Source organism: Hafnia psychrotolerans (assembly GCF_014639435.1).
Taxonomy (GTDB): Bacteria; Pseudomonadota; Gammaproteobacteria; order Enterobacterales; family Enterobacteriaceae; genus Ewingella; species Ewingella psychrotolerans.
This window is the reverse complement of the sequence record NZ_BMFZ01000003.1, coordinates 346,406-360,719: the sequence shown is the minus strand read 5'-3', so window position 1 is coordinate 360,719 and position 14,314 is coordinate 346,406. Positions and strand designations below refer to the sequence as shown.

Annotated in this window: 11 protein-coding genes and 1 pseudogene; 7 read left to right on the top strand and 5 right to left on the bottom strand. The window is 47.7% G+C overall.

Going from position 1 to position 14,314, the window contains the following annotated elements:
- Window positions 1–159: 159 nt before the first annotated feature.
- The 4 genes and pseudogenes from IEV89_RS21680 to IEV89_RS07495 all read right to left on the bottom strand — a co-directional run.
- A pseudogene (locus IEV89_RS21680) lies at window positions 160–315 on the bottom strand (integrase); the annotation flags it as partial.
- 209 nt (window positions 316–524) lie between these two features.
- Window positions 525–731, bottom strand: coding sequence for a hypothetical protein (locus IEV89_RS07505; RefSeq protein ID WP_188472063.1), 207 nt, complete (start codon window positions 729–731; stop codon window positions 525–527).
- A 114-nt stretch (window positions 732–845) separates the two neighbouring features.
- On the bottom strand, window positions 846–1,259 hold the full coding sequence (locus tag IEV89_RS07500; protein WP_188472061.1) for a GFA family protein: 414 nt from the start codon (window positions 1,257–1,259) through the stop codon (window positions 846–848).
- Between the two features lie 581 nt (window positions 1,260–1,840).
- Complete coding sequence (locus IEV89_RS07495) at window positions 1,841–2,104, bottom strand: hypothetical protein (RefSeq protein WP_188472058.1); 264 nt, start codon at window positions 2,102–2,104, stop codon at window positions 1,841–1,843.
- 428 nt (window positions 2,105–2,532) lie between these two features.
- Between IEV89_RS07495 and IEV89_RS07490 the strand changes: the two genes are divergently transcribed.
- The 4 genes from IEV89_RS07490 (at window position 2,533) to IEV89_RS07475 (ending at window position 5,390) form a co-directional block, all read left to right on the top strand.
- Complete coding sequence (locus tag IEV89_RS07490) at window positions 2,533–3,723, top strand: cytochrome P450 (RefSeq protein ID WP_188472057.1); 1,191 nt, start codon at window positions 2,533–2,535, stop codon at window positions 3,721–3,723.
- A 387-nt stretch (window positions 3,724–4,110) separates the two neighbouring features.
- Window positions 4,111–4,575: an STM2901 family protein gene (locus IEV89_RS07485; protein ID WP_188472055.1), complete on the top strand. Its 465-nt coding sequence runs from the start codon at window positions 4,111–4,113 to the stop codon at window positions 4,573–4,575.
- Window positions 4,569–4,886, top strand: a complete 318-nt coding sequence (locus IEV89_RS07480) for a DUF1493 family protein (protein WP_188472053.1) — start codon at window positions 4,569–4,571, stop codon at window positions 4,884–4,886. Before IEV89_RS07485 ends, IEV89_RS07480 begins: the two co-directional genes overlap by 7 nt.
- Window positions 4,887–4,904: 18 nt before the next feature.
- A complete protein-coding gene (locus IEV89_RS07475; protein ID WP_188472051.1) occupies window positions 4,905–5,390 on the top strand; it encodes an Hcp family type VI secretion system effector in 486 nt (161 codons plus the stop codon).
- 132 nt (window positions 5,391–5,522) lie between these two features.
- On the opposite strand, the gene IEV89_RS07470 is transcribed toward IEV89_RS07475, so the two are convergent.
- Window positions 5,523–7,178 (bottom strand): methyl-accepting chemotaxis protein, encoded by a 1,656-nt coding sequence (locus IEV89_RS07470; RefSeq protein WP_188472048.1) that lies wholly within the window; start codon window positions 7,176–7,178, stop codon window positions 5,523–5,525.
- Window positions 7,179–7,649: 471 nt separating this feature from the next.
- Between IEV89_RS07470 and IEV89_RS07465 the strand changes: the two genes are divergently transcribed.
- The 3 genes from IEV89_RS07465 to IEV89_RS07455 all read left to right on the top strand — a co-directional run bounded on the left by IEV89_RS07465 (window position 7,650) and on the right by IEV89_RS07455 (window position 14,312).
- Entirely contained in the window at window positions 7,650–8,348 is a 699-nt protein-coding gene (locus tag IEV89_RS07465; protein WP_188472047.1) for an extensin-like domain-containing protein, read from the top strand.
- A 289-nt stretch (window positions 8,349–8,637) separates the two neighbouring features.
- Entirely contained in the window at window positions 8,638–11,409 is a 2,772-nt protein-coding gene (locus tag IEV89_RS07460; RefSeq protein WP_188472044.1) for a WG repeat-containing protein, read from the top strand.
- Window positions 11,406–14,312, top strand: coding sequence for a WG repeat-containing protein (locus IEV89_RS07455; RefSeq protein ID WP_188472042.1), 2,907 nt, complete (start codon window positions 11,406–11,408; stop codon window positions 14,310–14,312). The genes IEV89_RS07460 and IEV89_RS07455 overlap by 4 nt, the downstream gene beginning before the upstream one ends.
- The last annotated feature ends 2 nt before the right edge of the window (window positions 14,313–14,314 follow it).

The following is a 14,314-nucleotide window of genomic DNA, read 5'->3' as shown; positions in this document are numbered from 1 at the left end:
CCTGCATTAATGCCAACTTTTAGCGCACGGCTCTCTCCCAAGGGCCATTTCCCTAGACCGAATATAGGAATCGTATTCGGTCTTTTTTTTGAGTATGTTTAAAATCAATAAGTTATAATTAAAAACAAGCATTTATCCCTGCCTCGGTTCCACATAATTCTACTGATTAGGATCTTCTGCCGCCATTTTGCCGCCACTGAAACGAGCCAATGGATTCAGGTGAATCGCGTCTTCAAGGTGATCGGGAGCGAAGTGCGCATAGCGCATGGTGACCCTGATGTCCGAATGTCCCTGGATGCGCTGGCGTAGAATCACAGGCGAATAAAATTATGCATCAATGTTCATCGAACTGATGTGTTCTAAAGAATCTCGGATAAAAAACGGCGCAGCAACTGGCGCTAGACTTGGGGGTTGGATGTTTTCTTGGAATGGGTCATGCTGATCTTTCCAGGTGCTCCTGACACTAAATGGCCGTCATCGTCACCCCCAACGTATCTGGCGCCTTCATCTGTGGTTTTTCAGCGTCAAATACCATCATCAAATTTGTTAGCGAGCCAGTAAACCGCATAGGCCAAAACGAACCCCACACAAGATATGCTAGCCTTGATGTATCTGTACTCAGAGTCAGACATTAAAAGGAACCAGACTATCAGCCCCAGCGTGGCTATGATGATAAAGTCGCTAATACCAGCCATACCGCGTGAAGCTAATTTTTTAAACAGGTTGATCATAGGCGCACTTTCTGAAGGAAAATGGATGATACTTCATCGAAAAGCGCTCTATTTTGCTGCCAAAGTGATAGCGTTTTTTCAAATGTGAAGTGGTCAACATTTCACGTCCCATTCTCAGGAAGTTGCTTTTCGGTAAGTTAGAACTCCAATAATCCCACCACCGCCATCGCTAGGATGGTTAATACCGTCCATAACGTTCATTGATTCGAAATCAAACGGTGACACACCCTCTAAGCAAGCCACATTGATGCCAAACTGCTTAGGGTTAGATCTACGTTGATGGAAGGTATAGATTCCGCACTTAGAGCAAAAATAATGAGCGGCTTGTTTTGTATTGAAGCGATATTCAGTCAAATATTCCTTTCCATCTAAAACCTGAATTCCCGATAGTTCCGCTGACACGGCAACAGCACCTCTCATACTACAAAAAGAGCAATTACATCTACGAACAGTATTGAAGCTATCTGACAGCTCGACAGAGAAACGAACAGACCCACAGTGGCAACTCGCCAGGAATTTTTTAGACATAAAACACCAATATCCTCAAAAACTGTATTTATCAGTATTTATCATAGTACCTCTCTGGTTTATCACCTGTTTTAGTCCAAAGCGCTAAATGTCCGCTTTTGGCTGTGAGTTCAACCGCAGGAAGAATCCCTCGCTGTTACGAGCGAGATGCGCACTTACCGGCCAATAAGTTTGCGGATTAAATCAACGGGGAGCAAGTTACCGCCATTTTGCCGCCAGGGTGTTTTATAAGTCATTGATTATAAAAGACAGAATAAATATTCGGTTTTTTTTGAGTATATTTAAAATCAACAACTTATAGTTAAAACAAGCAGTTATCCCTGCCTCGGTTCTACATAATTCTACTAGTTCTAATGTTGCAGCCCCTTTCAGCATGTCTGAGAGGTGCAAATAACATGATGAGTTTCCTTTGGCACACTATCGCCACTCTCACCCGATAGAACGTTGATATCTGGAGTACTTGCGGTACCGGTAAGTCTACCCAGGGCGCCTCCTCGTTGAGTGGGCGCTTTTCACCGGCATATCTTACAAGAGAGAGCTCTTTCGTAAATTTTCATTCCAACGCCTCCCGCCTTTCCAAACTAGTCAAATTCCGCCCAATCCTCCAGTGCCTTGAAGTGCATATCGATGTCACCGAACTTGATACGAGCACCGCGCGTTAATGCTTCCAGCTCCCAGCGTTCCGCCGCAATACCGTGTTTTGCCAATTCACTGGATATCATCGGCAACCTCGCACGTTCTGCGGGTGTCAATCTGGCTGATGGGGCGATATCGCGGGCCTTGGTTGGGTCATAACTTCGCTGCGCTCTGTTAATCCGTGGATTTTCTTCACGGATACGCGACACAATCGCCGAGTATCGTTTTCGGTGGTCACTGTGTGCGATTCAGGTCGGTTATGTTGGCTTTTCTGCCTATTTATCCCGGCAGCACCGCTTTTTAAAGTCAAAGTATTAACGTCAAAGGCAAATAAGACTTCGATCTTGTCTGAGAGTCCCAAATGATAACGCATGCTAGTGCATTGGCCTCCAGTTGCAGTCTTTCTTGCCATCAAAATTAACTCCCCTACACACGCCGGCTTCAATTCAGATAGTGAATGACCTGTAGATTCTTCATTTTAGGAATTTAGGAAGGTATTTTGTAACAGAACGGTATTATTTCAAACGTAAGGTGTCTGGGCCACATTGATTGACGCTTAGGAAGCAGAAAATAGCAAAGTAGTGCCACACTATTGCTTGAAAGAAAGTCTTTAATAAATAATATCAATAGGTTAAATATGAAGCTTCATGAACTGATGGACCCGCAATATTCTGAAAATCCCTTTCTTCTCTACCGTAAGCTCCATGAACAGGGTCCGCTTATCAGAGCCGGTGAAAATGTAATGATTAGCGGTAGCCACGCCATTGTGGAGGCTCTGCTGAATGACCGTCGTGCTGGTAAAAACTACATTGAGAGCGTTCGTTTGCGTTTTGGCGATGAATTTGCAGAAATGCCGGTATTCCAGGGGATCAACAGAATGTTTCTCGTTATGAATCCTCCTGAACATGCGCGTTTGAGGGGATTGATCATGAAGTCCTTCAGCACAAAAGAAATTCAGCCTCTCAGGGAGATGACCCTTACTGTGGGTAACGCTCTGGTGGACGCGTTTATTGACCGCGGCTCATGCGATCTGGCAAAGGAATTTGCGTTCCCTTTACCGGTCCAAATCATCTGTCGAATGTTGGATTTGCCTGAGTCCATTGCCCCGGTCCTTGGCGATGCCGCATCGGCACTAGTAAAAATTTTCGACCCACAGATCACGGAAATTGACCTTATGAAGGCCGGTGAAGCCTTCTCAGAGCTCGACGATTATTTCAGCAATTTAATCATTTCCCGTCAGGAAAATATCGGCAATGATCTGGTATCACTTTTCATCGGAAGCGAGAACGATGGCGATAGGCTGCAGCACGATGAAATTATCGCCAACGTAATACTGCTGTTTATCGCTGGGCACGAAACCACATCAAACATGATATGCAACGCTGTGTTGGCCCTGCACAACAATCCTTTAGAGTTGGAGTTGCTGAAGCAGGACGACGCGCTGATCCCCGGAGCTGTTATAGAGTGCCTCCGGTACGACAGCTCGGTCCAGATGTTATACCGCACCGCGCTGGAGGACATTGACGTGCTGGGACATCATATTAAGCGGGGAACTAACCTTTTTCTTATCCTGGGTGCGGCCAACCACGACACAGCTGTATTTTCCTCACCGGAAACTCTGGATATCAGGCGCAAGGAAGGACGCTGTTTGTCTTTCGGGGGCGGCATCCACCACTGCCTGGGATATCGGCTAGCGCTTGCGGAAATGGAGGCTGCGCTGTATATCCTTCTGACCCGCCTGCCGACAATGCAGCCGCTGATGTCCAGCGTCAAACGTAATCTCCGGGCAAACCTGCGTGGCGTTAGCGCGCTGCCTGTTAAGTGGTAAAGGGGGGCTAGATTATTATGGTGAAGAGCTTCCTGTATACCTTCTCACTGGTCATGAAGGCGACGGATAACAGGCAGATTTGAGCGAAATATAGTCATTCGCACTCTGAGCATTACACTTTAAAGTGATTCAGGGTATGCGCTGACTGGTTACGAATATTGAGCGAGAATCATGTGATGATCGCCGTTTTTCTTTCGAAGAGCGCGGAATGCATACCAATCCCCGATGAAAAGGCGTTGGTGATGACTGCGATTAATCAGTTTTCTGGTCATGACACGCGAAGCGTGCGCTGAGGCCCTTCGGACAACTTTCCTTTTTGGTTGTTGTTCATTTTTTCCACTGACATTATGATGCGCAAAGGAATAGAACCATAAAAAAAGGATAGGTATGGATACAGTTGAACAACTAGACGGAACCTACTTTTATGCCGGTCAATCAAATCTGAGCGCCGGTGAGCTGTTCTTCATGATTTTCTGTGAACGCTTTGCCAACCAACTGGGGTTAGGTGCGGAGGGTTTTGTTGCTATCGTGGCCATCTTTTCCGGCAGAAGCAATCTGCCTACCAGAGCAAAACCCATAGGGGCTAAAAAAGGAACTTCTTACGCCTCCAAGGCATCGAGAGCAGTCTTCAAAGAGACCAAATTTCCCTTCGGGCTTCGTTTGCCCTCCGTAATTGGCGGTTATCCTCCTTCCACTTTGCGAATTAAAATGGTGGCCAAGATGGGTACCTTTACTGGTCGCGCCATTCCCGCTATAGGTTGGATCTTAATTGCCAATGACGCCTCACAAATTATTTACGGCTCGATCAGAGACTACAACCTGATCGCTAATGAAAAGGACAGGCTATGGTAGATGCTCTTGAACAGCGAATTCACGAGCTGGTGAGGCGCTATCACGGCGTCTATCTTTTCAAAAAACCGGCTCTGACTTCTAAGACTGATTTTGACACCGACCTCGGTTTGGAAGACCACGAGGCAGAAGAACTGATGAATGCATTTTTCGAAGAATTCGGCGTAGCAAAGGGTAACTTTTCGATTCAAACTTATTATCCGGAAGCCTCTTTTTCCCTGAATATTTTTAAGAAACCCGTTCCTGTACCCGTTCCTGATTTCACCATCGGGATGCTCATAGAATCGGCGAAAGCCGGAAAATGGTTGTATTAACAAAAAGGAGCTTTAACTATGGCAGTACCCGTTCACCTGTGGTTAGCCGACGATGGCGGCGCACATATCAAAGGATCATCAGACGTTCGTGACCGTGAGGGAAGCATTGAGATCAGAGGATTGCACCATAATCTGAGCATTCCCACTGATGGTAATACCGGTAAGCTCACCGGTACACGTCAACATGCTCCCTTCCAGTTTGATAAAGAGGTAGACAGTGCATCCCCCTATCTCTACAAGGCAGTGGCCACTGGTCAAACGCTAAAAAGTGCCGAAATTAAATGGTACCGCATTAATGACGCTGGCCAGGAAGAGGAATACTTCAATATCTTGCTTGAAGGTGTGAAGGTCATTTCTATTTCTCCAATGATGCACGATACCCGGGGATGCCCCGGTACGGGCCATAGGGAATGTGTGGATTTGCGCTACGAGAAAATCACCTGGAAGTATCTTGATGGGAACGTTCAGTACACCGACGCATGGAATGAAAGAACGACAGCTTAAGTCTGCAAGGTAACACTTTCTTGCTAGTGCTCCGAATAATACATAGTCATGACATTGTTGAAGAGGCAGGGACTTATTACTAGCAACCGTTGTTATTCGCCCCTCTCAGAACTGCTGAAAGGGGCTGCAACATTAGAACTTTTCCCATCCGCCCTGTTGTTGGACCGACATCGCGCGATTAACCCGTGTATTCGGTCTGAGAAGAGGACCGGTTGAAGATTGCGGTTCCTTTCCTTCGATTTTAAACACCGAGACAATTTCTGTCAGTTGACGAGCCTGCTCTTCCAGCGAGGCGGCAGCCGCCGCAGACTCTTGCACTAATGCGGCATTTTGCTGCGTCACGCTGTCCATTTGCACCACTGCGGTACCAATCTGGCTGATCCCTTTGCTTTGTTCAGTCGATGCCGCCGCTATCTCACTCATAATGTCATTGACGTGGCTGACTGAACTGACGATTTTTTCCATCGCATCACCTGCGTGCGTCACCTGCTCAGATCCTGATTTAATGTTTTCGACCGATTCATTAATCAGTACGCCAATTTCTTTTGCTGCCTGGGCACTGCGTTGTGCCAAACTTCTTACTTCGCTGGCAACGACGGCAAACCCGCGGCCTTGCTCTCCGGCACGTGCCGCTTCGACGGCAGCGTTTAAGGCAAGAATGTTGGTTTGAAAAGCAATACTGTCGATGACGCCAATGATATCGACGATTTTATGTGAGCTGCTGGTAATTTTGGTCATGGTGGCGATAACGCCGTTGACAATAATACCTCCCTGATTCGCTTCCCGCGTCGCCTGGTCTGCCAGTGTGCTTGCCTGGCTCGCATTATCGGCATTCTGCTGCACGGTTGAACCCAGCTCTTCCATACTGGCGGCGGTCTCTTCCAGTGCTGACGCTTGTTCTTCAGTCCTGGAGGACAGGTCGGTATTGCCGATCGATATTTCAGTGGAGCCTTTATAAATTGAATCTGCGCTGTTGCGGATTTCAAACACCGTTTTGGCCCAGTTCCCCTGCATTTTGTCAATATACGGGGTCAACTGACCAACACAGTTTCTACCCTGGTCAACAATTCTTTTATCAAGTACGCCCACCGCCAGAGATTCAAGATGTGCCTTCACGATGTTCAACGGCTTAACGAGAAAGTTTACCAGATAGCGGTCGCTCAATAACATGATCAGCAGACTAATGGATAGCGCACTTATTAGAATGTACTGACACCACTTCACCCACTGAGTAATTCTGTCATGTGATTCACTATTTAAGGATGCAATTTTTGCATTGTATTTGTCTATTGCAGCACTAAAGTCACGTCTGAGAGGAAGATATTTATCTATTTTTATTTTTTCAAAATTAGTTATATTTTTTTCTGTGGCTGATTTAAACATGGCTGACACAGCATTGTTGTAGAGAGTGAAAGAGCTGTTATAAATATCATCCACGGTCGCTGAGTCAAGATTTCCATGATCAATCGCTTTAAATTGTTCTAGTCCATTTTTCAGGCTGTCCGATTCGACAAGTGTTGCCTTCATTTCAAGGTCGTAAATGCCACTGTCATTTTTTGCCAAACCAGCCATGGCGCGTTCCAATGCCGTTACCGCGCGATAGTACTGTGCATTAGCATCATTGATGATGTCGCCATTTTGTTGTTGGACACTGCTCACCCCTATCTCTTGTTTTAACTGCGTAAGCGAATATAAGGCAAAGCCTGATGCCCCGACCCATAATAAAGAAAAAGTAATGAGAATGAGTACAAGTGCTGTTCTTATTTTAATATTCCGTATAAAGCTCATTTGATAACCCCCTAGAGTCGAAGACGACAAAAATGCATTGGAAATAAAAGTGAAAATTATTTTCATAAAGTTATGAAACGGCTAAGTACTTTATTTTATATTTCACTTCTCTTCTCTTAGTATCGGCTGTTAGGGGTTTCTCTTGAGCTATTTGTGTGTTTAAAGAAAAAATAAACCCCAGCTGATGGGGTTGTTTTTTTAAATAAATGAAAGCGTTGGTTATTAACCGGGCGAGGCCGCTATTTTTTGAAAAATAGCGCGTACCGAAGTGAACTCTTATCGACAACAGTATACAACATGGCTTCTCTTTTTATTAAAACGGCCCGGTGCAGTGTAGTGGGCGCTCAGCCGCAGAGTTGTAAAGTCTGTACGGGATCGCTCTAACGCTTTACTACTATACTAAGGTGATAATTATCCTCAGAAATTGAACAATGTAAGGGATGGAACCTTACAGTGATAAGGCCGGTGCTTATGCGATTCATTGTCGTCAATCTCATTTTTTTGGTTGTTTTGGTTTACTCAGCACCATGGATTAGCCGCATTTTACCGTCTCATTACAATCCATTCACACCATTGTTGATTAGCGATCCGCCGAATTTTATTACCCAATTCAAACTACGGCGTCTGGATAAAAATCCGCAAGCTTGTTTAGCGGCACTAGAACGAGCCAAAGAGGCTGGGGCTGTGTCGTTTATTACAACCGCTGACACAGGAGGAACCTGTCCGCTCTCTTCGCCTGTCCGCGTACAGGGGTTTGGTACCGTTGCATTAAGTTCCAGTTTTCTCGCCAGTTGCAGGCTGGCATTAAGCAGCACAATGTTTATTGTCCAGGTAGCGAAACCTCAGGCACGGACCCAACTGGGGTCAGATCTGATCCGCATCGACCATCTTGGCAGTTATGCGTGTCGTAACGTATATGATCGCCCTGAAGCCAAGTTAAGTGAACATGCCACCGCCGAGGCTCTGGACGTTGCTGGTTTTCGTCTTGCCGATGGAACTGATGTAACGGTTCTCAAAGGGTGGAAAGAACAGAAACCTCGTGGGGACTATATTCGTGCCATCTTTAGAGAGAGTTGCCCCTATTTTGGAAATTCAATCGGACCTGATTACAATGCAGCCCATGCTAATCATTTTCATTTTGGGATGCGCGGGGTGGGATTTTGTCGTTAACTGGCGTTGTTAGTGGCGTGATTTCATCGACAAAAAAAGGTGTGCCGCAGAGAGTGTAAAAATTAACGTTGAGTTTTACGGAAAAGTGCCGTTATAAAAGGTATTCATTGGTGACAGGGTAATAAATTAGCTGCTTTTTCTCTTACAAGCTGACACCCTGTAAGGCGTAGCGCATCAGTGTCATTGAACTTGATTATTATCGGATTTCTACCGTTTAACGCGGCTTCAGCGGATATCCTCAGAGTTTGTGCGCTAAACTTCCTCATTATCAAGCTATTAAGGGAATCGGATGATTTGCTCCGACACATTTAAACATCTCAGAAATTTTAGCGCCTTAGCGTTAGTTCTGAATGCGACATTTAGTTTTCCCGTGCATGCAGAAGATGCATGGTTACGTGCATGCAGCAACGCCAAAACGGCTGAAAAGTGCCAACTGCCTTTTCAGCAAGGGCTGTCACCGGTGTTAATGGGGTCAGCGCAAGATGCCTCGGGACTTTGGGGATATGTTGATCTTACGGGACATATGGTGATCAACCCCGCCTTCCGTGAAGTTCGCGGTTTTGTGAATGATTTGGCTGTTGCAAGAAAAGATGATCTGTTCGGGTATATAGATAAAAAAGGCCATTGGGCAATTGAGCCGCGCTTTACCCACGCGACAGATTTTAACCCTCAGGGTACGGCTTTAGTGGTGACTGATAGCCGCGCCGCGCTGATTGACCGTAAAGGTGCTGTGGTGAAAACCCTGCCTTTTTCCGCCTATCTTAACAGCGAAGGATTTGTCAAAGGCCAGTCTTTAGCCAGTGTTCAGGTTCAGGTATCCCCGGCGTTATGGAATGCTGAAACCGGAAGGTCATTAGCACTCCCTGATGACGTGATGGGGTTAGGGAAACCTCAGTCAGGCTTGATCCCCGCGCAAAAGCGTGATGGTGCAGACAGCGGTTACTGGGGTTTTCTTGATCAGAATGGCGAATGGGCCATTGACCCGATGACGTTAAAAACCCGCAATATGCCGATATTAAATGGCGACACAGTGGCGGTAAAAGGCAAAACAGAATGGGGCTTCTTTGATAAGCAGGGCGTTGCGCTGAGCAAAGAGCAGTACAAATCTGTCTCTGCGCTTAAGTCTGGAAGCTGGCTGGTGACAGACTCTAACAATGTCCTTCAGTTACTGGATAACAAACTTGCAAAGTTGAAGGATATTTTGGCCGAACAGTCCGGGAAGTCCTTAGTCTGGGGCGACTGGGTGATCACCAAAGGTACTAAGGGGATCAACCTTATTGGCCCACAGAATCAGATCATCAATATTAAAGCCAGTAAACCTCAGCTGTTGCAGCAAGGCCAATGGCTTTGGGTGATGCAAACTGACGGAAAGTCGGCGCAGGTTATCCAGATTTATGATAACAACGGTGTGGCTTTATTGGCGGCCCCTGTATTAAGTGCTTTGCGTGACTATCAGGTCCACCCCCTCGACGCTACTGTGTTGCGTGATAATTCTGTCACACCGGTGAAAGAGGCGGCTGATGCTTCCCATAGTTTGCCGTGGGCGCTTCTCAAGCCAAATGACAACAAAAAACCTCCTGCAATCTTGACCTCTCATGGTGAAGTGCTCTCTGACCCTCAATGGGCGACGTTTGACCGTGATCCTCGTCAAGCTCCGTTATTGGTTCACACTGAAAACCATAAAATGGGCGCGATTGACGCCAGTGGTAAATGGGTCATTCAACCTACGTTTACCCAAATCATGCCATTTGAGGGGGAGTACAGTTGGGCGTACACCGGTGATAAAGAGGCTGAAGAAAAACACCTTATCGACCGTGCCGGTAATATTATTGATGTCCCTGCGCCGATCTTACAGAGTAGCCAGCGCATCAGCTCGGGCGTTGTGCTGACGGCACAAGGCGACGGTAAGGATCGTCGTTGGGGCCTGTGGGATATTCAAAGCAAAAGCATCCTGGGGGTGCCTCAATTTAATGAACTGGAGGATTTCCACGAAGGGTATGCACTTGCTAAAGCGGATAATGGCTGGGGTGTGGTTGGGCTGAGTGGCAAATGGGCAATTGCACCTGATGCGAATCGACAGGGTAAACCAGAATATATTGGTGATGCGATGTTCATCATGGCGGATGACGAGCAGCCTGATCAACATACTGATGCAGCTAGTCATTTCAACATCTTCAATGCGGTCAATGGTCAAAATATCGCAACAGGTTTGCTGAATAAGCCGGTGAATGTCGGAAAGGAACACTGGCTGGTACAACCTGCCAGCGGTGGTGTTGCCCTCATTGATAATGATGGTCGTGCTGCGGTCAGTAAAGCGATCGTGCCTTCCTCGACAGATATTGACGGTGAATGGGTATTACTTGGGTTTGGACCACGGTTTGGTGCCATTGATGGTCAGGGTGAGTGGCAGGTACAACCACTCTACTCAGCGGCACTGAATTTTGTACAACCACTTAATTGGGCTAGTGCGGTGAGTGATAACCGTGTGACGCTAATTGATTCCACAGGTGGTGAGCCTCTGACGGGGTTTGAAACCGCAGAACCGCTGCCGTCAATGGCACGTCTGGCCCTGAATGATACCAACACGGGTGAGACGATACTTTTCGACAGTACCGGCCACGAAATTCAGCGCTATGCTGGGGTGGACAGCTTGCAGATTAATCATGCCAGTGAAGGTACCGTACCCTTACGCGACAGTAAGGGTCTTTATGGCTTTATTGACGCCAGTGGTAAAAAAATCATTGGCCCTTATTTTGACAACGTCGGGCCTGTTAAAGATGGTTTGGCCAAAGCCGTGAAGCAATCTACTTACGGTTCAAACTATGGTTTTATCAATCTCGGCGGGCGCTTTGCGATGGCTCCGGCATTCGAATGGGCTGGCGATTTCAGTGAAAAGCGCGTCTGGGCTGGAATGAAAGGTCAGGCACAGTTACTGAACACCAACGGCAGCGTGGTTGTGCAGTTGCAGGTGCGATGCAACCAGCGGATTATCACTGACACGGAAGGCCATCAGTTCTGGCCCGTTAAACCTGTCACCTGTGCTAATGGTGGAACGCAATGATCAGACAAAATACGCCCGTTTCGTTGCCGCGGGTAATAGGATTGGCTCTGCGATCGGGCGGTGCGATGGCGCTATTGGCGCTGGCAGCACCGGCCCTTGCCGCGGAAACCTTCAAATGTTTTGCGCCTGTAGAGCAGAAAGCCGATGAGCAGGTCATGCAGGCATTGCCAATGATGCAGAATCACTGCATCCGTGACGTGCATGAAGGCCGCGCTGCGGTGTTATTACCCGATGCGAGCCGTCCGATTGATGAAGTCGCCGCAGAAAAGGGGCTGAGCGGACACCTCTGGGGTTTCCTGGATGCACAAGGTCAGTTGGTGATTAAGCCTATCTTTGACGCCGTCGGCGATTACCATTTCGGTGCGGCAGCGGCAAAACAGAAGGGTAAGTGGGGTTACATCGACCTTACAGGCAACTGGCTTATCCAACCTACTTTTGATGAGGTACAGAATTTCACGCAGTCTGGTCTCGCCGTTGTGATGCAAAATGGCAAAGTACAAATTATCGATCATAAAGGTGTACAGGTCGGTGAGGCGCTTGATGAACTGGTGGATTCAGCAACGTTAAGCGACGGGGTACCCGCTCGTCTCAGATTGGATTACAAAACTGTTTTGCTTTCGCCAGATGGCGCGCGTCACGTCGCCAGTGACAAGATGGAAATCTTGCAACCTTTCGGCAGTGACGGTTTATTCATCGCCCGTGATGCAGATAAAGGCTATGGCATTGCAGACCAAAACCTGGCCTGGCGAGTGGCTCCACAGTTCAAACGTATTGTGCTTGACCCGCGTAACCACCAGCTCGCCCTGGCAACCTCCGACGATGGGATAACCCTCATTCGTGCCGATGGTTCTCTTGAAGCGCAAAAATATGAGTCAGTCAAAGCCGTGACTCCGCAGTTCTGGTTGGCCAAAAGTGCTGACGCGTTCACATTGCTCGACAACAACAGTGCTGTTATTGCCAAGTTCGACGTCGCCACTGTCAACTCATTAAGTTATCAGGGAGATTACGTCCTTGATAAATCGTCAAAAGAGCAGGTCGCGGTATATGTACCGGGACGAAAACAACCGTTGTCCTTGCCTGCTGGCAGTCTGGCTTTTCAGCAGGACACGGGAAGGTTTTTGATCACCACAAAAGGAGACCAGCAGAAAGTCAACGCCATCGTTGCACCTTCTGGCGGAATGATTGGTGGTGCTCAGTCTGTCGGCTGGCTTGCTCAGGTCGCTGATGCTGAAGTGATTGACGGGCGTTTATGGTTGCGCAACGCTCAGGGCATCACCGTCAATATTGTTGATCCGAACGGTAAGGCACTGCTCACTCAGAAAAGCATGACAACCCTCGACGGCTACCGCATTGACCCGGTGAACAGTGGTGCCACAAATGCGTCAGCGTCTTTGCCCGTTGCTTTGATCCATCCGATTGACTCAACGTCAAAATCAGGCGCGGGTTTTGTTCGTCCCGATGGGAGTCTTCAGCTTGACAGTAAGTGGCTGGATATTCAGCCAGCGGCCGACAGTGATGAGTCTGACGAGGGGATTAAAAATCATTACATCGTGAAAACCGCGCAGGGTACCGGCGTGGTTGACGAGCAGGGTAAAATCCTCATTCCATTGACTGAAGATCATATCTCGCCGTTTGTGCAGGGCTATGCGCTCGATTATCTGAACAAGAAGCTCACTGCGATTGATAAAAATGGCAAGCATTATGACTTACCTAATGCCTTCGAATTTCAATCGTTGGGAAATGGTTGGTTCCGCTATCGAGAAACGGCGGCTGAAGACGCGCTGTGGGGGATTTACGACGTAGTCGATCAAAAACTCATCTCCCAACCTGTATATCAATCAGTTGGGCACTATTCAGGTGCTCAGGTTGATGTTCAACTTCCCAATAATTTATGGGGAATTGTGGACCAGACGGGCAAAACCGTCGTAGAGGCTAAATACGGCAGTGTTAGACGTATCAACGGAGCGCTTTGGTCACTGACTGAGCCAGTGGTTGCAGGTACGCCTGAGTCTTCAGTATTCACTGAAGTCGTTGGGACGGATGCTAAACCCCGCATTGCTTCTACCGCGGGCCTTCATGTTACGCAATTTAATGATGGACGTATTCTGGCGACGTCAGCGAGTGGCCAATCCTGGTTACTGGATCCTCAGGGTAATATTCAACTGCATGAACAGCAGACCAAAATTAGTGCTGTGGGTGACTGGATAAAGCTGTCACGTCAGCCGCAGGAAGGCTATTTGTCGGCGCAGGGTACCTGGCAAATCGCCCCGGTTATTGCGGTACAAAGCTCTGCTTTTGCAAAAGATCGCGCATTACGGACGACCGGTCAGGGTACCGAGTTGATTGACAGTAAAGGTGTACGCATCGCTTCTATGCCGACAGGCCAGTGGTACTTGCCACTCGCCAGTGATATGTCAATCTCCTATGATCCGCAGGACGACATCGCGACGACCCGTTATGTCGATGCGACGGGTAGGCAGGTGTTATCTGTTCAAGGCAAGGGCAGTCAGATGGTCAATGGGCGTGCGGTATTGACACGTGATGATGCCTCTAAAGTCTGGATCGATATGCAAGGTAACGTCGTGCCAGATGTTAACTATTCGGATTTAGGGTTACTGTCTGATGGGCTGGCCTTTGCTGAGGTGGATAATCACTACGGATTTGTCAATGCGCAGGGAAGTTTCGTTATTCCTCCGGTATTTAATGCAGTCTCGCCTTTTGACGGCAATGTCAGTGTTGTTTCAATTGGCAATACTTCAATGTTAATCGATACGGCAGGTAAGCCACTCGCGCGTGTTGATCACGAGTGTGGTATTCAGGTGTTGTATGGGGCAGGAAGTACGCGTCAGTGGCCGCAGGAAAAGCCTGAGCGTTGTTCAAAGCCTGAGGCAGTTAGCAAATAATA